Raw genomic sequence first — 19,176 nt, forward strand, 5'->3', positions numbered from 1 at the left:
GGGAGATCGCGATTTCATGAATGTTTTGCTGGTTGATGGACACCCGGACGAGGGCCGTTTCGCATCGCACCTTCTTGACCTGTATCGGACTGCGCTGCCTGAAGACTGCTGCGTCGAGAGGATTGCGATCCGCGATCTGAATTTCAATCCCAACCTCAGTCATGGCTATGCCAAGCGGACCGAATGGGAACCCGATCTCCGCATGCTCGCTGAGCGGATCGACGATTGCGATCATCTGGTCGTTGCATTTCCAATGTGGTGGGGTGCCGAACCGGCACAGTTGAAAGGGCTGCTCGACCGACTTTTCCTGCCCGGCTTCATGTTTGCTTATCGTGAAAGGAGCGCTTTGTGGGACGAGCTGATGGGAGGTCGGTCGGCCGATGTGATCGCCACCATGGATACCCCTCCTGTCTTTCTCCGTCTGCTTTACGGCAATGCCCTGATCAAGCGCTGGAAGAGGCAGGTGCTCGGCTTTGTCGGGTTCAAACCGGTGCGCATTCTAGCCTGCGGACCAATCAAGGATGGCGGCGCGGAAAAAGGTCTGAGCAAGTGGCAAACGAAGATTGAACGCATGGCGCGCTCAATCAGGCCGAAAGCTCCAGAGAAAAAGCAGAAACGGCTGGAGAGATTCCTCGCCCCTCGCAGCTAAATCCGCCATCGTGGCGGCGAGCACGACAGGTCAGTCCCTGATGCGATCCCATTCTACGAATTCGTAAGCGATTGAACCCTCGACAAGCCGCTCCCAGATGTCGGCGATCACGTCGCCGGGTATCCCTCGGCTTTCGGCATCGGCGACAGCTGCATCGATGACGCTCGCTTTGCGCTCCTCGTCACGCACGGCATCGCGCGTTGGCTTAATCCGGGCAGCTGCGCGCATATAGCCGAACCGGCGATCCAGCAGCTCGACCAGTGCGCGATCGGTAGCGTCGACGCCTTCGCGGACGTCGATCATCGTTTCGCAATCGTCGGGAAGTTTCGCAGTGAAATCACTCATGCAAGCGCCATTGGCCCGAAGCGCAGCGTTTGTCGAGGCCGCCGGCCCAAGAATTTAGCTGCGCAGGTAGTTTCGCCTGAAGTCCGCAGCGAAAGTGGCAAATCGCCCTTCGGAAATGGCATCGCGCATCGCCTGCATGAGCGACTGATAGAAAGCCAGATTGTGCTCGGTCAAAAGCATCGCGCCCAGCATCTCTCCCGACTTGATGAGGTGGTGCAAGTACGCCTTGGAATAATCGCGGGAGGCCGAGCAATTCGACGTCGGATCGAGCGGCTCCTGATCTTCCGCGAAACGCGCATTGCGGAGATTTAACGGGCCGTTCCAAGTGAAGGCTTGCCCATTGCGCCCTGACCGGGTCGGGAGGACGCAGTCGAACATATCGATGCCGCGTTCAACCGCACCGACGAGGTCGTCTGGCTTGCCTACACCCATGAGATATCGGGGCCGATCAACCGGCAGCATGTCAGGGGCATAGTCGAGGACGCCGAACATGGCCTCCTGACCCTCGCCTACGGCAAGCCCGCCCACCGCATATCCGTCGAACCCGATGTCGGTGAGCTTGTCGGCGCTGATTTTTCTCAGGTCTTCGTCAAGCGCGCCTTGCTGAATGCCGAACAGGGCAGAGCGCTTTGCGTGTTCCTCCCCGCTGTCAAAGCCGTCCCGGCTGCGCTTGGCCCAACGCATGGAAAGCTCCATCGATGAGGCAATCTCGTCGCGTGGGCGGTCGGCGCGCGGACATTCGTCGAAGGCCATGACGATATCCGAGCCGAGCAGACGCTGGATTTCCATCGACCGCTCCGGCGTAAGCATGTGCTTCGATCCGTCGATGTGGCTGCGAAACTCTACGCCCTTCTCGGTGAGCTTGCGCAGCTCCGATAGGCTCATCACCTGATAGCCGCCGCTATCGGTCAGGATCGGGCGGTCCCAGCGCATGAATTTGTGGAGCCCTCCAAGCCGTGCAACACGCTCGGCGCCAGGACGCAGCATCAGGTGGTAGGTGTTGCCAAGGATAATGTCCGCGCCAAGCGCGCGAACCGCCTCGGGTTTCATGGCCTTGACTGTCGCAGCAGTGCCAACCGGCATGAAAGCCGGCGTGCGGATGTCGCCGCGCAGCATCTCGATCTTGCCGGTGCGCGCCTTGCCGTCAGTTGCATCGAGGGTAAATTTGAAGCGAGAGGTCATTCTCTGAGGCGCCAGCCTGTCTTGAAGATGAAAGCGATGATCCCGGTGCAAAGGGCGAGGAAGCCCAGCGTCAGGCCGAGCGATACCCAGATCGATACGTCCGATGTCCCGTAGAAAGTCCAGCGCAGCCCGCTCACGAGAAACGCGATCGGGTTCGCATAGGCGATAGTGGACCAAATGCCTGGAAGGTCGTCGATCGAATAGAATGTGCCGCCCAGAAATGTAAGCGGGGTGAGGATGAGCAACGGGATGATGCCGAGCTTCTCGAAACTGTCAGCCCAGATACCGAGGATGAAGCCGAACAGCGAGAAACTCGCGGCGACCAGCATGATATAACCGATTGCGGCCAGCGGGTACTTGATCTCATAGTCGACGAAAAGCGTTGCTGTGCCGAGGATGATTGCTGCGAGTATCAACCCCTTGGTTGCCGCTGCGCCCACGAAACCGATCAGCGTTTCCGCCACCCCGACGGGGGCCGAGAGCAGCTCATAGATGGTTCCGGTGAAGCGCGGCATATAGATGCCGAAAGAGGAGTTGCTGGTCGTCTCGCCCAGTAGGGTCAGCATCAAGAGGCCTGGGATGATGAAAGCGCCATAAGCGACGCCGTCCACCGGCTCCATGCGTCCGCCAATAACGGTCCCGAACACCACGAAATAGAGCGAGGTGGTCAGAACCGGTGAGAGGATCGACTGAAATGCGGTGCGAAGCGCGCGCATGAGTTCGCGCTGGTAAATCGACCACGCCCCGCGAATATTGAATGCCATCACGCGGTCTCCTCTTCGCGCGCGGAGACGAGGCCGACGAAGATATCCTCAAGCGAAGAATCATGGATGTCGATCCCGCGATAGTCGATCCCTGCTGCGATCAGCGCCTTGGTCAGCGCCGCGACTTGCTCGCTGCCGCTCCCTGTCCCGTCACCGCCTCGATAGCATAGCTCTTTGCCATCCTCGGTGAGCGAAACAGGAAATTCGGCGATGCTCGCGGGAAGTGCGCTCAACGGCTCGGCGAGCTCGAACACGGCCTCTGTGGTCCCCATTCGCTGCATCATCGCGGCCTTGTCATCTACCATCAGGATCTTGCCGCCCCGGATAATCCCGACGCGGTCGGCCATGAGTTCGGCTTCTTCGATGTAGTGAGTTGTGAGAATGATGGTGGTGCCGCGTTCGCGAAGGGCGGAGATCTGTTCCCACATGCCCTTGCGCAGTTCCACGTCAACGCCGGCAGTGGGCTCATCAAGGAAAAGCAATTCGGGCTCATGCGCCAAAGCCTTTGCGATCAGCACGCGGCGCTTCATCCCGCCAGACAGTTCGCGGATTTGACTGTCCTTCTTCTCCCAGAGCGACAGCGATCGAAGAATCTCCTCGATCCGCACTTTGTCAGGAGGGTGGCCAAACAGGCCGCGCGAATACGATACCGCACGCCAGACAGTCTCGAACATGTCGGTCGAAAGTTCCTGAGGGACCAGGCCAATACGTGCCCTCGCCTTGCGCCAATCATTCGAAAGGTCATGCCCAAAGGCGGTGATCGTGCCGCTGCTTGGCCGCACTATGCCACACACCGCGCCGATAAGCGTCGTCTTGCCCGCGCCATTGGGGCCGAGCAGCGCGAATATCTCACCCTTCCGGATCGACAGATCAACGTTGTCGAGCGCCTTGGTGCCGCCCGCGTAGACCTTGGTAAGGCCGCTCATCTCAAGGATCGTATCGCTCATCATGCGCGATGTGGCACAGCGCGCCGCGATTGCAAGCACGTCGGCCAGTCCCTCAGGGGAGAAGCAGCGAAGAATCTCCATAGGAGTAGAAACGATAATTTTGCGCGATGGCATGCTCGTAGGCTTCCATCATGCGCTCGCGGCCCATGAGGGCACTGACAAGCATCATCAAAGTCGATTTGGGCAAATGGAAGTTTGTCATCAATCCGTCGACCACGCGGAACGGGTAGCCGGGGGTGATGAAAATGTCCGTGTCACCTGCAAATTCGCGGAGCTTACCATCCTCGCCCGCTGCACTTTCAAGCAGGCGCAGCGAAGTCGTACCCACGGCAATCACGCGGCCACCTGCGGCTCGGGCCTCGTTGATGCGTGAAGCCGTGCCCGCGTTGATGCGCCCGAATTCGGAGTGCATCTGATGGTCCTTGGTGTCTTCGGCCTTGACCGGCAAGAACGTACCCGCGCCAACGTGGAGCGTCAGCATCTCGCGCTTGATCCCGGCGTGGTCGAGGGCTGACACCAGTCTGGTCGTAAAATGGAGGCTGGCCGTAGGAGCAGCAACCGCGCCGTCTTCTGCGGCGAACATGGTCTGATAATCGCTCTGGTCCTGGTCATCGACCCCGCGTCGCTGGGCGATGTAGGGAGGAAGCGGCATAGTGCCTGCGCGGTCGAGCAGGACTTCCACCGGCTCGGTCCCTTCGAAGAGCAGGGTCATCGACCCGTCGCGGTGACGCTTCTCTGCAATGGCCGTTACGCCGCCACCAAAGACCAGATGGTCACCTTCTTTCACGCGCTTGGCGTTGCGGATGAAGGCCTGCCAGCGGCGAAGGTCAATGCGCTTGTGCAATGTCGCGCCGATTTTGGCCTCACCGCCCGAACGACGGCCTTCAAGCTGCGCGGGAATGACCCGCGTGTCATTAAAGACGAGCACATCGCCGGGGCGAAGCAGGCTGGGCAGGTCGCTCACACCGTGATCGGCGAGCGGACCTTGCGAGCCTTCCACGACCAGCATGCGCGCAGCATCGCGCGGCCGCACTGGGCGCAGGGCTATCCTTTCTTGGGGAAGCTCGAAGTCAAACAGGTCAACGCGCATGGCCCGCGCCCATAGTCGCTTAGCTTATGGTTGGCAAAGCCTGTGCGCGGCCTAGGCCGCTTGGCACTCCGGCCCAAGCTTAACGCTGCGCCGCTTACTAAAGCGGAGCGTTCAACAGATCGGCAGTGATATCCTGTTCAGGCTGAGCCGTGGGAGCAGCTGCCACCGGAGGCTTGTTGTCGCTGGCAAGCGATGCCTGCAAAATGCGGGTCGGATTCTGCGGCGGCTCTCCGCGATTGATATCATCGACCGCCTTCATGTTCTCGATCACACGGCCAAGATTGGTGTAGCGCTTATCGAGGCTGAAGCGCGGATAGAACACGATGAAGAACTGGCTGTTCGCGCTGTCTTCATCCGTCGCGCGGGCCATAGAAAGAGTGCCACGAACATGCGGCATCGGATTGAATTCTTCCTCAAGGTCAGGAAGCTGCGAGCCGCCCTGCCCCGTACCGGTCGGATCGCCGCCCTGTGCCATAAAGCCATCGATCACGCGGTGGAACACCACGCCGTCGTAAAAGCCTTCCTTGGTCAGCGTCTTGATGCGCTCGACATGCTTGGGCGCCCATTCTTCCATAAGGCGGATCTTCACCCGCTCGCCATTCGACAGGTCGAGCACCCAGATATTATCGGGCTTTACACTAGCGTCGAATTCAACCGGTGGGAAAGTGCGCGAGTTGACTTCATCGGCAATGGCACCTTCGTCGCGGTTGTCCTTGAGCGCTTCGTCCACTTCCTGTGCGAAAGCAGCGGATGAGGCCGAAAGAACGGCGAGTGCGGCGAGCGAGCCGAGGGTCTTCTTGAACATGGGTGTCTTCACGGGTCCGAACGGTCTTGTTGCAATGAGAAAAGTCAGGTTGAAGCGTCTAACGGTCGCAGGCTGACACTTCAATGAATGAGTGCGCTGCCGTCACCAGCTCTAGTAATCGCCTTTGCGCCCGATCTTGTCGACGCGGGCGATCACCTCGTCTTTTACTGGCGCGCTGACAAAGGGGGTGATGTCGCCCCCATAAAGAGCGATCTCCTTCACCAGCTTGGATGCGATCGGCTGAAGCGAGACATCCGCCATGAGGAATACGGTCTCGATATCCTCATCCAGCTGCTGGTTCATGCCAGCCATCTGATACTCGTATTCGAAGTCGGCAACGGCGCGCAGACCACGGATGATGACATTTGCACCTTGTTTCTGCGCGAATTTCACGAGAAGCGCGTTGAATCCGACCACCTGCACATTGTCTAGGCCGAGCGCGGCCACCTCGCGTTCAACCATCGCGAAGCGTTCATCAGTCGAAAACATCGGATTCTTCGACGGATTGGTCGTCACACCGATGATGAGCTCGTCCACCAGCTTGGACCCGCGCCGGATGATATCGGCATGGCCAAGCGTGATCGGGTCGAAGGTGCCCGGATAGATTCCGATGCGGCTGGTCATAGCTACGTCCTCATGAAACGCCGGATTCTGTCGACCGGCTTCGTGCTCCTATCGGTCCCGCTCGACAATGAACCGTGCCAGCGCGCGCAACGTGTCCGCCTCGCTACCGTGGCTGGAAAGATGCGCGACCGCCTGATCGACCAGAGCGCGGGCCTGTTCGCGGGCCTTGTCGACGCCCATCAGCGTGACGAAGGTTTGCTTGCCCTGCTCGTCGTCCTTGCGCAGCGCCTTGCCTGCCTTGTCGGCGTCACCTTCGACATCGAGCAGATCGTCCGCGATCTGGAACGCGAGCCCGATATCGCGTGAATAGGCCCTAAGATGGGCGCGGCCTTCCGGGGCAACCTTGCCGAGGATGGCGCCCATCTCGACGCTTGCTGCCAGCAATGCGCCAGTCTTTAACTGTTGCAAACGGGTGATGGTCCGAAGGTCGTATTCGACGCCCTCCTCATCAGCGACCATGTCCATCATCTGGCCGCCCGCCATACCGCCCATACCGCTCGCCTTGCCAAGCGTTGCGATCAACTCGCTGCGAACGAAGGGATCGGCGCTGGTCTGGCTGTCAGCGAGGATTTCGAAAGCGAGCGCATGGAGCGCATCGCCAGCAAGAACCGCTGTCGCGTCGTCATAGACCTTGTGGACCGTAGGCTTACCATGGCGAAGGTCGTCATCATCCATGCACGGCAAGTCGTCGTGGATCAGCGAGTAAACGTGGATCGCTTCGACAGCAGCTGCTGCACAAAGAGCGGCAGTCCGATCAACTCCGTACAATTCCGCGGTGCTGACGAGCAACAGCGGGCGGACCCGTTTGCCGCCGCCCATTGCGGCGTAGCGCATCGCCTCGACCAGCCTCGCGCTTGTGTCATGTGGGACCGGCAGAAAGGCGTCGAAAACGGAATCGATCTCGACCTGTACCCTTTTGAGCGCATCACCCAGCACGTCATTCTCGACACTTGCGAGAGCCATATCAGTTGCCCCCGTCGAGCGGCGCTGTGCCTGTGGGCTTACCATCAGCACCCGCTACGATCTTTTCAATTCTGGCCTGCGCGGCATCGAGCCGATCCTGACAGGCGGCACGAAGTCGCTCGCCGCGTTCGTAAAGGTCGATAGACTTGTCGAGCGGCACGTCGCCGCGCTCAAGCTGCGTGACGATCTCTTCGAGCGCCTGAAGCGCTTGCTCGAAACTCATGTCGCTGATTTGCATCTGTTCCGATCCGGAACTCGTTCCCTCATCCATGGGTTCTTGCATTGACGCTGCGCGTGGGCGCGGTCAAGGCCACCTTCGAATGAGAGATTTCTAATGACCAAGTTTCTGATCGCCTATGCTTGCGCAGCCGTCGTTTTTGGCGCGCTCGATGCCGTCTGGCTGCGTTGGGCCGGCGACAATTTCTACCGCCCTGTGATCGGCGAGATCATGGCAGACGAATTCCGCGCTGCACCGGCAGTGGCATTCTACTTCCTTTACCTCGCGGGGATGACATATTTTGCGATCAAGCCGGGTCTGGAGAGCGGACAGGTTGCCACCGCTCTGATCAATGGCGTCCTTCTCGGCGCACTTTGTTACGCGACGTATGATCTAACCAGCCAAGCGGTGCTAAAGGTTTGGGCGACCAAGATCAGCGTCATAGACATCATGTGGGGAGCATTTGCGACAGGCACTGCAAGCGCTGTTGCAACTTGGGCGACTTTGCGCTTCACGAGCTAGGAAAAAATCGGGGGCAAGATTTTCCAATGTTCATCGGGCATTTCGCACCGGCTTTCATTGCCGCAGCAGCCTATTCTCGTGGGCCAAAGCTGGGCACATATTTCGTGGCTGCACAGCTTGTTGACTGGGCTTTTTTCACGCTTGCGATTGTCGGGGTGGAGAAAATGCGAGTCGATCCCACGGCCACCGCTATGGTTCCGCTTGACCTGTACTATTACCCGTTCACACACAGTTTGGCGGGGACCGGCGTGTGGGCGCTTGGCTTTGCGCTGATTGTCGCGATCTGGCACCGAAGCGCGGCGGGGGGATTGCTCGCCGGACTGGTCGTCGCGTCGCACTGGGCGCTCGATTGGCTTGTCCACGCGCCTGATCTGACAATTGCTGGCGGTGAAAAGACCTATGGTCTTGGCCTGTGGAATTTCCCTGAGGTCGCAATACCGCTTGAGATCGGGATCACACTTGCCGCCTTCTTCTACTATTGCAGCAAATCGCGTGGCCCGGTGGCGCAACCGATCCTGTTGATCCTGGTGATGCTGGCGATGCAGATGGTGAACTGGTTTGGACCTCATCCGGAACAAGCAGGATTGTTCTTCTATCTACAAGCGCTCACAGCCTTTGCGGTGATCACCGGTTTCGCGGTCTGGGTGGGGGAGAATCGATATTTCATGCAGAGAGGTGGCTTGGCTGCGGCGGGGCTCTAGCCTATGCGCCCCAGACATGACCGACATCACTCCTGAAATCGTCGAACAGCACGGCCTGTCACCCGAAGAATATGAACGCGTGCTTTCAGGCCTCGGCCGCGAACCCAACCTTGTCGAGCTCGGCATTTTCTCGGTCATGTGGTCCGAGCATTGCTCCTACAAAAGCTCGCGCCTTCACCTGAAGAAACTGCCGACCGAGGCAGATTGGGTCATCTGCGGTCCGGGTGAGAATGCTGGTGTCATCGACATTGGAGATGGTCAGGCGGCGATCTTCAAGATGGAGAGCCATAACCACCCTTCGTACATTGAACCGTATCAGGGCGCAGCGACCGGAGTTGGCGGAATCCTGCGCGATGTCTTCACGATGGGCGCGCGTCCGGTCGCAAACATGAATGCGCTGCGCTTTGGGCGGCCCGACCACCCCAAGATGAAGCACCTTGTGCAAGGCGTGGTCGCGGGCATTGGCGGTTACGGCAATTGTGTTGGTGTTCCGACCGTGGGCGGTGAAACTAACTTTCACCCGGCTTATGACGGCAACATACTCGTGAATGCGATGACGGTCGGCATCGCAGACGCCGACAAGATTTTCTACAGCGCCGCCACCGGCGTCGGGAACCCCATCGTCTATGTAGGCTCCAAGACCGGGCGCGACGGAATTCACGGCGCGACAATGGCGAGCGCGGACTTCGAGGAAGATGCCGAAGCCAAGCGCCCGACGGTGCAGGTCGGCGATCCCTTTACCGAGAAATTGCTCATCGAAGCGTGTCTCGAGCTCATGGCGACCGACGCTATCGTCGCGATCCAGGACATGGGCGCAGCGGGCCTCACCTCCTCGAGCGTCGAAATGGCGACGAATGGCAAGGCGGGCATCCGGCTCGACATGGACAAGGTGCCGTGCCGCGAAGAGGGAATGACGCCTTACGAGATGATGCTGTCGGAGAGCCAGGAGCGCATGCTCATGGTGCTGAAGCCCGGCAAGGAGGCGATGGCCGCCGCGATCTTCGAAAAGTGGGAGCTCGATTTCGCAGTCATCGGCGAGGTCACCGATACGCAGCATATGGTGCTCGAATGGAACGGCGAGGTTGTGTGCGACATTCCGCTTGGCCCTCTCGCTGCTGACGCGCCCGAGTATGATCGCCCTTACTTATCGAAGGAGGAATATGCCGAGTGGGCGCAGATAGCGCCGATGCAGGATGTGCCCGATACCGACGATCCCGGAGCGGACCTGCTCAAGATGCTCGCTAGCCCCAACCTTTCCTCGCGCAGCTGGATTGCCGAGCAATATGACAGCCAGGTCATGGCCGACACGATCCAGACCGGTGGCGATGCAAGCGTCGTGCGTGTCCACGGCACCGAAAAGGCAATCGCGATCAGCACCGATTGCACGCCGCGCTATGTCTTTGCCGACCCCTATGAGGGCGGGAAGCAGGCGATCGCCGAAGCCTATCGCAATCTTTGTTCTGTCGGTGCGCGCCCGCTCGCCGTCACCAACTGCCTCAACTTCGCCAACCCGCAGCGGCCAGAGATCATGAGCCAGTTCGTCCATGCTCTCGAAGGCATGGGCGATGCCTGCCGCACGCTCGATTTCCCGATCGTGTCGGGCAATGTGAGCCTCTACAACGAGAGCAAAGCGACAGGCGGCGGCTCGGCGATCCTTCCCACTCCCGCGATCGGCGGCGTGGGTATACTCGAAGATGCATCGAAGATGGCAACGTCCGCCTTCAAGAGCGAAGGCGACGCGATCTATCTGCTTGCACCTGAATTCTGGGCCAAGCCCGATCCGACCCGCTCGCATCTCGGCAAGTCGATGTGGCTCGATGTTGTCAAAGGCCGCGATGAAGGCCGCGCGCCGCCAGTAAATCTCGCAGCCGAGTATGGCGCCGGACAGATCGTGCGCAAATTGATCGGCGCTGGCTTGCTATCTGCAGTTCATGACCTTTCTGATGGCGGCCTTGCCGTGGCACTTGCCGAAATGGCGCTTGCCGGTGACCTTGGTGCTGACCTCGTCGATGGCTACGAAGGCTACACCTCTGCACAATGGTGGTTCGGTGAAGATCAGGCTCGCTATGTCCTTACCGTCTCTCCAGAAGATGCCGAAGCCTTCAATCGCATGGTCGCCGAAGGGCCTGACATTCCTGAAGCCGAAATGGTCGGATTCCACCGGATCGGCACGGTCGGCGGCGACCGCTTGCTCGGCGTCAGCGTCGCTGACCTTCGCGCCGCGCATCTGAGCTTCTTCGCCAAGTGGATGGAAGCATAGAGCTACTCCAGCCCGCGCTGCACTATGGCGGGCATTTCCTTGCCCCGTTTCTGATCGCCGCCGTCATATGGCGTATCGAATGGAAACGGGCGGGCCTTGTGATGGTTGTGGCGAACCTGATCGACCTCGACCATTTGCTCGCCGATCCGATTTTCGATCCGGGACGCTGCTCGGTCGGCTTTCACCTGCTCCACGGCTGGGAAGCGGCGCTCGCATATGCGTTGATGCTTCTGATCCACAGATGGTGGGCGCGCGCGTTCGGGCTTGGTGCGCTGTGGCACCTTTGTGTTGACGCGGGCGACTGTTTGGCGATGACTGCGCTTTGATGAGCGAGCAAGCCGCCCAACCTCCTGCAAACACGACGACTTTGTTCTTCGTCGCGCTGATCGTGTTCATCGACATGGTCGGGATCGGGCTGATTGTACCGGTGCTTCCGGGCTTGCTTCAGGAAGTGACGGGCGAGACGCTCGACCAGACGGCGCAGATTGGCGGGTGGCTTCTGTTCGCCTACGCCATCATGCAGTTCACCTTCGCACCCATAATCGGAGGGCTGTCGGACCGGTTCGGACGGCGGCCCGTGCTGTTGTTCACGCTATTCATGCTCGGCGTCGATTACGCGATCATGGCGTGGGCTCCGACCCTGTTCTGGCTGTTCGTGGGGCGAATCCTATCGGGCATCATGGGAGCAAGCTGGGCCGCCGCAAACTCTGCCATCGCCGACGTTGCGAAGCCGGAAGAGCGCGGCAAGTTCTTCGGGATCATGGGCGCGGCAGGCGCTGCCGGATTCGTCATCGGGCCCGGTATCGGTGGGTTGCTCGGATCGATTGACGTGCGGTTACCATTCATCGCGGCCTCCTTGCTCGCCATTGGTGGCGCGATCGCCGGATATTGGCTGCTGAAGGAAACGCTGCCCTCAGATCGCCGCCGTGGCTTCTCAATCACGCGCGCCAATCCCCTCGGTACTCTGATCCAGATGGCACGCCATCCGGTCGTGTTCGGCTTTCTGACGGTGATATTCTTCATGCAGATGGCCGCTCAATCGCACCAATCCGTGTGGGCCTATCACACCGAACTGGTTTTTGGCTGGAGCACGCTACAGATCGGCCTTAGCGTCGCGCTGTACGGCGTGATGGTTGCGGTTACGCAGGGCGCGCTGACGGGAATGGTGATCGCGCGGATCGGCGCAGCGCGAACTGTACTGATCGGCTTCATCATTTCGCTCCCAGCGAACCTGATGTTCGCATTCGCGCCTGCTGGCTATTTCATGATTATCGGCATCGTCATTGGCAGCCTCGGCGCTATGGCATTTCCGGCGATCCAGCAGATGATGAGCGAGCGGATCGCCGACGACGCCCAAGGCGAATTGCAGGGCGCGGTTGCGAGCACCATGAGCATAACCAGCATCATAGGCCCGCTGATCATGACGCGCGCATTTGGCACATTCGCTGATTCTGAAGGGCTCTATTTCCCGGGCGCGCCTTACCTGCTGGCGGCTCTGTTTGGAGCGACCGCGCTTGGAATCGCTGCCTGGAACATATCCCGGATCAAGGCAGCGCCCGAACCCGCCGAAACCTAGGCCGCTTCGGCGCTTACCAGCGTGAGCTCAGCCGTGACGTTGCCCTCGGCTTCGAGGATGCGAAGGCATTCGCGGTAGATTTCGGGCTTTCCGATCCCAAGCCGCGCCCGCGCTTCCCCGATGTCTTCACGCATGACTGCCTCGACATCCATATGTGCGATCTTCTTCGCGGCGCGCCCAAGTCGCTGGCCTTCGCGTACCGCCGCATAGAGCGGTGCCTTGGTGCCAGAGACCTTCTTGATCTGACGCGCGCCTGCAAAAGCGATGAACTGCACGCCGCGATTGTGGTTCTGCGCATAGGAGAAGCCAAGCAGGCACGCCTCGCCCAGCGCATCGCGGCCATAGCCAGTCAGGACATGGAACAGGTCATGAGTATCGCGCAGGCGGTCGAAGTACCACTGGGTCAGGTCTTGCGGCAGTTCCGCTGGCGGCGCCCATTTGTGGCTCTCTGCGACAAGGCCCGCTGCGGTAAGGCCCTCGCGCTTCATGAATGCCATGTAGTGCTTGCCCACCGAGTTCTCGGGCAGGTCCGCCCAGCGGTCGTGGTCGTCGAGCATGGAGGGAATATCGACTTCGGTTTTGAGGAAGTGCTGGCCTTCGGGCGACTGGATGAAGTCCCACGCCTGGCGCACGCTCTTCTTGCCCTTGGTCGCCTCGATAATGTGGAAGACCTGTTCGGTGTCCTCCTTGTCCTCGACCAGCTTACCGAAGTGATAGAGTACCTTGCGCGGCTGAAACCCGGTAAGCTCGCGGGTGTCGGCAACGAGGGGACGATCGATCAGGGCCATTTGAACTTCCTCCTGAAATGCAACTTACATTCATGTCAGTTAAAAGTCCACTTCCATCGGGGCGCGGAAACGGGAATAGGGATATTATGAGAGAGCACGACACAGTCCCCTATTTGCTGGAAGCCCTGCCCGATGACGAAAGCGTTTCCCGCGCACAGGCATTGCGCGACCGGCTGAAAGAGCGCCGCACCTGCCGATATTTCTCCGAAGAGCCCGTTCCGCGCGAGGCAATCGAAGCGGCGATCGAAGCGGCGGGAACGGCTCCTAACGGTGCCAACCACCAGCCCTGGCATTTCGCCGTCGTATCCTCGCCGGAAAAGAAGCGCGCGATCCGCAAAGCTGCCGAAGCTGAGGAGCGACGGTTTTATGGTGTTGATGGCGATGATCCCAAGGCAAGCGATGAGTGGCTTGGCGCGCTCAAGGATCTCGGCACGGATGAGGACAAACCCTTCCTCGAAACCGCGCCCTACCTGATCGTCGTCTTCGCCCAACGAAAGGGCGGTATCGAGGAAGATGGCAAGACGCAGAATTACTACGTCAACGAAAGCGTTGGTATTGCCTGCGGCATGCTGATTGCAACGCTGCATGAGGCGGGGCTCGCGACGCTCACGCACACGCCCTCACCCATGGGTTTCCTGCGCGAAGCGTGCGACCGGCCAGAGTGGGAAAAGCCGCTGATGATTGTGGTGGTGGGCCGCCCGACCGAAGATGCGACCGTGCCCGCGCATGCGCTAAAGAAAAAGCCGCTGAGCCAGATTGCAAGCTGGCTCTAGCGGCTGTTTCTCTGCCTGCGTCCTAACGCAGATCAGGCGGAAGCGAGTTCCTGCGGCGTGTTCTCGCTGGCGAGCAGGTTGTACGGGTCGATGCCTTCTTCGCGCCAGATGCGGTGGCATTCGCGATATTGCGTCGGCTCTGGAATGTTCAGCGCCTTGCGCACGCTTTCAACTGGTTGCTTCAGCAGTTCGCGAATAGGTTGATCGATCAGGCGCGGTGCTCCGCGACCAGTGGCCTTCGCCTGACGCACAGCGCCCATCACCGGAGCTTTTGAACCCCAGACCATTTTCTTGATGTTCGCAGCGCCGGCATAGCCGATCAGCAGGTGCCCCTGTGTTGGCGACTGACCGTGCGTGAACAGCAAAACGCACTGCTCGCCAAGCGCGTCGCGACCGTAGCCGGTGAGCACGTGGAAGAGGTCATGCGTGTCGCGCGAGCGGTCGCCGAACCACTGAACAAGATCGTCGTACTTCGGTCGACCAAGCTTGTCGGCTTCGGCAACGAGACCCGCAGCGGTAAGCCCTTCGGCTTCCATAAAATCGCAGTAAGCGTGAGCGAGCGAACCCTTCGGCGTTTTGCGAAGCTCTGCGTGATTGTCGAGGATTTCGGGCAAGTTCGGTTCGGTCTCGCGCAGATACTCGCCATGCTGCGACAGCGTCAGCTTCTGTACGCGCGGCATGAACTGCTTCGAAGGAAGCGATTCATAGATCTTGAAGACAAGGCTCGTATCTTCCTTGTCTTTCATCAGAAGGCGAAAATTCTTGATCGCGCGCGGCAGGGAATAGCGCGGCGCAGGACGGTTCGGGTCGCGCAGGACGGTGCCGTCGGCGGCGAACTGGTCGGAATAGTCGGTCATGGCGTCTTGCCTTCTCGCGTGCTCGGTGCGGGATTTAGCGATCGAGGATTCGCTAGCACCTGTTACTTACACTTGTGTAAATAGCAGAATTAGGTTCTCAATCAAGACCCATATTCACCCGCCCCACCGCATCAGACCCTCACCTCACGGCGCGGACCAAGGCAGGGTGCTCAATCTGCCGCGCAAAAACTGAACTTGCTTCGGTCGTGAAGTGGCTGTTGTCGACAACGAGTGGAACTCCGCGGGGCGTGAGATACGCGCAATCGGTCGGACATTGCATTGAGTAGATCGAAATATAATCGACGCCCGAATTGTATGCGACTGCACTCATTTCCGCGTCTAATTCGGCGCGCTCCGCGAGCAGCATCCGATCGGCAAGTTGCGCTTGCTCTCCGCGCTCATGTGCCAAAGTCAGAAGACGCGGGACAAACTGTGACCACTCAGCGACGGGACCAACAAGAAGAACGGCCCTGCCCTTTTGCACAAGCTGATCAAGCGTCGCTGCGAGCGGCGGCAGGTCGTTCTGCTCCCAACGGCCGGCAAGTACGATCAAGTCCGAGCCGTGTTCGTCCGCGTATTGGGAGAAGGCCTTGGTCATGAGCGCGCCGCAAAATGGGTAAGGCCCGCTCTCTTGCCCCATGACCGGGCGGCACCCAGCGGCAGTGACCTGGCTGACTGCGCTGCCCGGAAAGCTTGTGACAAGTCCCGGTGTCAGATGCGCTGCGTGACTGTCGCCCATCAGGAGGACGCGAGGCTTGCTTTCGCTTTGCGCAAGGCAGGCCTCTTCATCAAAACTCTGGCTTCGATGGTGAATGAAGCATTCGCCCGAGCGAAACACTTCATCGAGCGGATACTCCATGTAAGAAGACAGCTCCTGCCCGCGCTCTGAAAGCCGCTGCGGCCAACCCGAAGAGAACGATAAAGCGAGCGCGACCGCAACCAGACCGGCCGTGACTGCCGCGCTTCCTCGCAAGATCACTGCCTTTCCAACGCCGCCCTTGCGAAACGGTTCTTCGACATACTTCCAGCTCAAAAAGGCCAGAACTACCGAAATGCTCGCTGCGATCAGTTGAAGTACCAGATCAAGTTCGCTTGCCGGAATGCCTAGGAGGAGCAGGACCATCACGGGCCAGTGCCACAGATACAGGGAGTAAGAGATCCGCCCAAGGAAACGGACCGGCGGCAGCTGGAGAGCTTTGCCGACCAGCGAGTCCCCGCCCGAACCCGCTGCAATGATAGCCGCCGCCCCGAGACACGGTATCGCCGCCCGCCAACCGGGAAATGGCGTGTCGACATGAAAGGCGAGTGCCGCGTATGCGATGCAAGCCATTCCCAGGACGCCGAGCACCTCCCTCACCCAGCGCAAATGCACCAGCGGCAGTGGCGCGACCGCGATCATTATCCCGAGAATGAATTCCCAAAGCCGCGCTGGCAGTATGTAAAAGCTTGCCGCCGGATACAGCAGCGACGCAGCCGCCGACGCAAACGCCAATGCGACGAGACCACCCAGCACACCCACACGCCCGAAGCGGATCAGGCCAAGGATGATCAACGGCAGGATCAGGTAAAACTGCCCCTCAACCCCCAGGGTCCACATGTGGAGCAGCACTTCATGCTCGCTCTCCGCATATGCGCCGCGGTGGAGCCAGAAATGGAAGTTGGCGAGGAACAGCGCCGAAAACCCCAGGCTCCACGCATAGCCTTCGAGCTCGCTGGGCAGGAGCAGCGCACAAGCCGCGATGGTCACGGTTGCGAGCACCACGAGCATGACCGGCACAATCCTGCGCACGCGGCGCGTCAGGTAAGCGCCAAGGCTGAACTCACCTGACCCAATCTCGCGAAAGACTATGCCGCCAATCAGAAAGCCTGAGATGACGAAGAAAATGTCGACCCCGATGAAACCGCCGCTGACAGTCTCGAAGCCTAGATGGAAGAGCAGCACGGCCCCAACCGCAACCGCGCGCAGCCCTTCGATGTCAGGGCGATAGTCGCTGCGTTGTGGAGCAGCCGAGATCAATCCTCGACCCAGTCCTTACGGTCGATGCCAAGGAGCGAAAGGATCGCGGTCAGGTCTTCGCTGTCGACCCGTCCATTCGCGGCGGAGCGCGCCTTCGGCTTGGCGCGATAGGCGAAGCCGTAATGCGCCGCCTCCAGCATCGGAATGTCGTTCGCCCCGTCGCCGCTTGCGAGGATCGTTGCTCCAACCGGGAGGTGCTCAGCCTCTTGCCTAAGCGCCGCTAGCTTGGTGCTCGCATCCGAGATTGGCCCGGCGAGCTTTCCGGTCAACTTGCCGTCCGCGACCTCAAGGCGGTTGCCGACCACACGGTCGAAGCCGAGCCATTCAGCCACACGGTCGCCGAAATGGTGGAAACCGCCCGTCACCAGAACGCAGCGACAGCCCAGCGACTTGAGCGTTGAAACAAGTGTTTTGGCTCCGGGTGTGGGCGCAATCCGTTCGGCAAGGCAGCGATCTATCGCGCTCTCATCGAGCCCCTGAAGCAATGCTACCCGTTCGCGGAGGGCGCTTTCGAAGTCCAGCTCACCTTGCATCGCACGTTCGGTAATCTCTGCAATCTGAGGCTTGAGCCCAGCATAGTCGGCAAGCTCATCGATGCATTCCTGACCAATCATGGTCGAATCCATGTCGGATATGAAAAGACTTGGGACCCTGATGCGTTCATCGCTGTACAGAAAGTCTGTGGGCGCGAAATGCGTCTTGATTATCTTGTGAGCGAGGCCAGCATCATCGAACGGGAACTGCATCTCCAGAACGGTTGGTGAAATCGGCAACTTTACGAGAGAGTCGGGCCGCAACTGAGCCGGCGCTATCGCTCTACCGATAGCGTGAATGCGACCGACGCCGTTCGGCAAGGCGCGGTCCATTTCATCACGCTGTGTTTCCCATTTCGATTGGTCTGCTATCAGACGCGCGATGAGCACCAAGAAATCTCCTAACACCACCGCTGACGCGCGGCCTCTCGCGCTCATTGCAGGGCCAACCGCGAGCGGCAAGAGCGCGAATGCGCTGGACCTTGCCCAAAAGCTGGAAAAGTCAGGCCGGACCGGCGTCATCATCAATGCCGACAGCATGCAGGTCTATGCCGACATCCCGATCCTTTCAGCCGCCCCAAGCGAGGAAGAGCGCGAGGTTTGCGAGCATCGTCTTTACGGCGCATGGGATGGCGCAGACGCCTGTTCAGCAGCTGACTGGGCCGCGCGCGCCAAGGCCGAGATTAAGAATTGTCACGCAAACGACCTCGTCCCGATCCTCGTCGGCGGAACCGGCATGTACTTGAAGGTTTTGCTCGAAGGCATCGCGCCGATCCCCGAAATCGAGCCAGAGGTTCGCGAAGTCGTGCGGGCGATGGAGACGCAGACTGCCTACGCCGCGCTCCAGATCGAAGATCCCGTACGCGCCGCTGAGCTCGAACCGGGTGACAGCCAACGGATTGCGCGGGCGCTTGAAGTGAAGCGATCAACCGGGGTGACCCTCGGGGATTGGCAGCAGGCCAAGACCGGAGGGATCGGTGACGAAGTCGCGCTCACCGCCGTTGCAATGATGCCAGAGCGCCAGTGGGTCTATGATCGCTGCGATGCTCGCTTTGCCGCAATGGTCGAAGGCGGCGCGTTGGAGGAGGTTCAAGCGCTTCTCGCTCGCGACCTCTCTCCTGAACTGCCTGTCATGCGCGCCATCGGCGTTCCGGAGATCGCCGCATTGATCCGCGGCGAGGCCACCAAAGATGAGGCCATCGAGGCAGGCGCACAATCGACCCGGCAATACGCCAAGCGCCAGTTCACGTGGCTCCGCAATCAGTGCCCGGAAGATTGGAAGCGGATCGAGTCTCAAAATATCGACGTAGAAGCGCTTTTCGCAGGATTATTTCAACCTTAACTGTTGACGCGATATATTCGAACCTATAGCGACACTTCTCAAGAGAGCCCTTCGGGCCGCGAAAGGCATCTCACTTGGGTTTGTCACAAAAAACCGCTACCCGGCGTAGCGCACAACATTTTTGAGGTTTCGGTCATGCTTATTGTCATTCTTGTAGGGGTAACGGGCTGACCGGGAATTTGTGAACACGAATATCCTGACCGGCCCGATGCGAATATCCG

The 19,176-nt window shown here is 59.8% G+C and carries 21 protein-coding genes; 8 read left to right on the forward strand and 13 right to left on the reverse strand.

Translation table 11 applies throughout. The annotated features are described in order from the left end of the window. The first annotated feature begins 16 nt into the window (after positions 1–16). Positions 17–649, forward strand: a complete 633-nt coding sequence (locus tag AC0V6T_RS06930) for an NAD(P)H-dependent oxidoreductase (protein ID WP_486125482.1) — start codon at positions 17–19, stop codon at positions 647–649. A 30-nt stretch (positions 650–679) separates the two neighbouring features. Here the strand turns inward: AC0V6T_RS06930 and AC0V6T_RS06935 are convergent, their stop codons facing one another. From AC0V6T_RS06935 to AC0V6T_RS06975, 9 genes are all read right to left on the reverse strand, one after another. After that, the gene (locus AC0V6T_RS06935; RefSeq protein WP_486125484.1) at positions 680–994 is read right to left on the reverse strand and encodes a chorismate mutase; all 315 of its coding nucleotides are present in this window, start codon (positions 992–994) and stop codon (positions 680–682) included. A gap of 54 nt (positions 995–1,048) precedes the next feature. Beyond that, positions 1,049–2,176, reverse strand: coding sequence for a tRNA guanosine(34) transglycosylase Tgt (gene tgt / locus AC0V6T_RS06940; RefSeq protein ID WP_486125486.1), 1,128 nt, complete (start codon positions 2,174–2,176; stop codon positions 1,049–1,051). After that, on the reverse strand, positions 2,173–2,940 hold the full coding sequence (locus tag AC0V6T_RS06945) for an ABC transporter permease (RefSeq protein WP_007164101.1): 768 nt from the start codon (positions 2,938–2,940) through the stop codon (positions 2,173–2,175). The genes tgt and AC0V6T_RS06945 overlap by 4 nt, the downstream gene beginning before the upstream one ends. After that, a complete protein-coding gene (locus AC0V6T_RS06950; protein ID WP_486128529.1) occupies positions 2,940–3,887 on the reverse strand; it encodes an ABC transporter ATP-binding protein in 948 nt (315 codons plus the stop codon). Before AC0V6T_RS06950 ends, AC0V6T_RS06945 begins: the two co-directional genes overlap by 1 nt. A gap of 52 nt (positions 3,888–3,939) precedes the next feature. Beyond that, a complete protein-coding gene (gene queA / locus AC0V6T_RS06955; protein WP_486125488.1) occupies positions 3,940–4,977 on the reverse strand; it encodes a tRNA preQ1(34) S-adenosylmethionine ribosyltransferase-isomerase QueA in 1,038 nt (345 codons plus the stop codon). A 97-nt stretch (positions 4,978–5,074) separates the two neighbouring features. After that, entirely contained in the window at positions 5,075–5,782 is a 708-nt protein-coding gene (locus AC0V6T_RS06960; protein WP_486125490.1) for a peptidylprolyl isomerase, read from the reverse strand. A gap of 111 nt (positions 5,783–5,893) precedes the next feature. Next, complete coding sequence (coaD, locus tag AC0V6T_RS06965; protein ID WP_007164097.1) at positions 5,894–6,406, reverse strand: pantetheine-phosphate adenylyltransferase; 513 nt, start codon at positions 6,404–6,406, stop codon at positions 5,894–5,896. A 48-nt stretch (positions 6,407–6,454) separates the two neighbouring features. After that, positions 6,455–7,369: a polyprenyl synthetase family protein gene (locus AC0V6T_RS06970; protein ID WP_486125492.1), complete on the reverse strand. Its 915-nt coding sequence runs from the start codon at positions 7,367–7,369 to the stop codon at positions 6,455–6,457. Between the two features lies 1 nt (position 7,370). Next, positions 7,371–7,640: an exodeoxyribonuclease VII small subunit gene (locus tag AC0V6T_RS06975; RefSeq protein WP_486125494.1), complete on the reverse strand. Its 270-nt coding sequence runs from the start codon at positions 7,638–7,640 to the stop codon at positions 7,371–7,373. A 63-nt stretch (positions 7,641–7,703) separates the two neighbouring features. Between AC0V6T_RS06975 and AC0V6T_RS06980 the strand changes: the two genes are divergently transcribed. From AC0V6T_RS06980 to AC0V6T_RS07000, 5 genes are read left to right on the forward strand one after another with little or no spacing between them, the layout of a single operon-like run. Further along, on the forward strand, positions 7,704–8,108 hold the full coding sequence (locus AC0V6T_RS06980; RefSeq protein ID WP_486125496.1) for a DUF2177 family protein: 405 nt from the start codon (positions 7,704–7,706) through the stop codon (positions 8,106–8,108). 26 nt (positions 8,109–8,134) lie between these two features. Further along, the gene (locus AC0V6T_RS06985) at positions 8,135–8,809 is read left to right on the forward strand and encodes a hypothetical protein (RefSeq protein WP_486125498.1); all 675 of its coding nucleotides are present in this window, start codon (positions 8,135–8,137) and stop codon (positions 8,807–8,809) included. A 16-nt stretch (positions 8,810–8,825) separates the two neighbouring features. Then, complete coding sequence (gene purL, locus AC0V6T_RS06990; RefSeq protein ID WP_486125500.1) at positions 8,826–11,069, forward strand: phosphoribosylformylglycinamidine synthase subunit PurL; 2,244 nt, start codon at positions 8,826–8,828, stop codon at positions 11,067–11,069. Further along, positions 11,054–11,395, forward strand: coding sequence for a DUF6122 family protein (locus tag AC0V6T_RS06995; RefSeq protein ID WP_486125502.1), 342 nt, complete (start codon positions 11,054–11,056; stop codon positions 11,393–11,395). Before purL ends, AC0V6T_RS06995 begins: the two co-directional genes overlap by 16 nt. Beyond that, positions 11,395–12,645, forward strand: coding sequence for a TCR/Tet family MFS transporter (locus AC0V6T_RS07000; protein ID WP_486125504.1), 1,251 nt, complete (start codon positions 11,395–11,397; stop codon positions 12,643–12,645). Before AC0V6T_RS06995 ends, AC0V6T_RS07000 begins: the two co-directional genes overlap by 1 nt. On the opposite strand, the gene AC0V6T_RS07005 is transcribed toward AC0V6T_RS07000, so the two are convergent. Then, entirely contained in the window at positions 12,642–13,433 is a 792-nt protein-coding gene (locus tag AC0V6T_RS07005) for a Coq4 family protein (protein ID WP_486125506.1), read from the reverse strand. The genes AC0V6T_RS07000 and AC0V6T_RS07005 overlap by 4 nt on opposite strands. Positions 13,434–13,519: 86 nt before the next feature. Here AC0V6T_RS07005 and AC0V6T_RS07010 point away from each other — a divergent pair, with 86 nt between their 5' ends. Beyond that, positions 13,520–14,206 carry a nitroreductase family protein gene (locus tag AC0V6T_RS07010; RefSeq protein ID WP_486125508.1) on the forward strand — a complete coding sequence of 229 codons (687 nt, stop codon included), beginning with the start codon at positions 13,520–13,522 and terminating at the stop codon, positions 14,204–14,206. A 32-nt stretch (positions 14,207–14,238) separates the two neighbouring features. Here the strand turns inward: AC0V6T_RS07010 and AC0V6T_RS07015 are convergent, their stop codons facing one another. From AC0V6T_RS07015 to serB, 3 genes are all read right to left on the reverse strand, one after another. Continuing rightward, complete coding sequence (locus AC0V6T_RS07015) at positions 14,239–15,063, reverse strand: Coq4 family protein (RefSeq protein WP_486125510.1); 825 nt, start codon at positions 15,061–15,063, stop codon at positions 14,239–14,241. A 139-nt stretch (positions 15,064–15,202) separates the two neighbouring features. Beyond that, positions 15,203–17,080 (reverse strand): acyltransferase family protein, encoded by a 1,878-nt coding sequence (locus tag AC0V6T_RS07020; protein WP_486125512.1) that lies wholly within the window; start codon positions 17,078–17,080, stop codon positions 15,203–15,205. Beyond that, on the reverse strand, positions 17,077–18,003 hold the full coding sequence (gene serB, locus AC0V6T_RS07025; RefSeq protein WP_486125514.1) for a phosphoserine phosphatase SerB: 927 nt from the start codon (positions 18,001–18,003) through the stop codon (positions 17,077–17,079). The genes AC0V6T_RS07020 and serB overlap by 4 nt, the downstream gene beginning before the upstream one ends. Between serB and miaA the strand changes: the two genes are divergently transcribed. Beyond that, complete coding sequence (miaA, locus tag AC0V6T_RS07030; RefSeq protein ID WP_486125516.1) at positions 17,996–18,955, forward strand: tRNA (adenosine(37)-N6)-dimethylallyltransferase MiaA; 960 nt, start codon at positions 17,996–17,998, stop codon at positions 18,953–18,955. The genes serB and miaA overlap by 8 nt on opposite strands. Positions 18,956–19,176 lie beyond the last annotated feature (221 nt).

It is taken from the genome of Erythrobacter sp. S158 (genome assembly GCF_057364915.1).

Excerpts from the sequence above, each read along its gene's own strand:
- AC0V6T_RS06930 (WP_486125482.1), top strand. The coding sequence starts at position 17 with ATGAATGTTTTGCTGGTTGATGGACACCCGGACGAGGGCCGTTTCGCA.
- AC0V6T_RS06935 (WP_486125484.1), bottom strand. The coding sequence starts at position 994 with ATGAGTGATTTCACTGCGAAACTTCCCGACGATTGCGAAACGATGATC.
- tgt (WP_486125486.1), bottom strand. The coding sequence starts at position 2,176 with ATGACCTCTCGCTTCAAATTTACCCTCGATGCAACTGACGGCAAGGCG.
- AC0V6T_RS06945 (WP_007164101.1), bottom strand. The coding sequence starts at position 2,940 with ATGGCATTCAATATTCGCGGGGCGTGGTCGATTTACCAGCGCGAACTC.
- AC0V6T_RS06950 (WP_486128529.1), bottom strand. The coding sequence starts at position 3,887 with ATGAGCGATACGATCCTTGAGATGAGCGGCCTTACCAAGGTCTACGCG.
- queA (WP_486125488.1), bottom strand. The coding sequence starts at position 4,977 with ATGCGCGTTGACCTGTTTGACTTCGAGCTTCCCCAAGAAAGGATAGCC.
- AC0V6T_RS06960 (WP_486125490.1), bottom strand. The coding sequence starts at position 5,782 with ATGTTCAAGAAGACCCTCGGCTCGCTCGCCGCACTCGCCGTTCTTTCG.
- coaD (WP_007164097.1), bottom strand. The coding sequence starts at position 6,406 with ATGACCAGCCGCATCGGAATCTATCCGGGCACCTTCGACCCGATCACG.
- AC0V6T_RS06970 (WP_486125492.1), bottom strand. The coding sequence starts at position 7,369 with ATGGCTCTCGCAAGTGTCGAGAATGACGTGCTGGGTGATGCGCTCAAA.
- AC0V6T_RS06975 (WP_486125494.1), bottom strand. The coding sequence starts at position 7,640 with ATGGATGAGGGAACGAGTTCCGGATCGGAACAGATGCAAATCAGCGAC.
- AC0V6T_RS06980 (WP_486125496.1), top strand. The coding sequence starts at position 7,704 with ATGACCAAGTTTCTGATCGCCTATGCTTGCGCAGCCGTCGTTTTTGGC.
- AC0V6T_RS06985 (WP_486125498.1), top strand. The coding sequence starts at position 8,135 with ATGTTCATCGGGCATTTCGCACCGGCTTTCATTGCCGCAGCAGCCTAT.
- purL (WP_486125500.1), top strand. The coding sequence starts at position 8,826 with ATGACCGACATCACTCCTGAAATCGTCGAACAGCACGGCCTGTCACCC.
- AC0V6T_RS07000 (WP_486125504.1), top strand. The coding sequence starts at position 11,395 with ATGAGCGAGCAAGCCGCCCAACCTCCTGCAAACACGACGACTTTGTTC.
- AC0V6T_RS07005 (WP_486125506.1), bottom strand. The coding sequence starts at position 13,433 with ATGGCCCTGATCGATCGTCCCCTCGTTGCCGACACCCGCGAGCTTACC.
- AC0V6T_RS07010 (WP_486125508.1), top strand. The coding sequence starts at position 13,520 with ATGAGAGAGCACGACACAGTCCCCTATTTGCTGGAAGCCCTGCCCGAT.
- AC0V6T_RS07015 (WP_486125510.1), bottom strand. The coding sequence starts at position 15,063 with ATGACCGACTATTCCGACCAGTTCGCCGCCGACGGCACCGTCCTGCGC.
- miaA (WP_486125516.1), top strand. The coding sequence starts at position 17,996 with ATGAGCACCAAGAAATCTCCTAACACCACCGCTGACGCGCGGCCTCTC.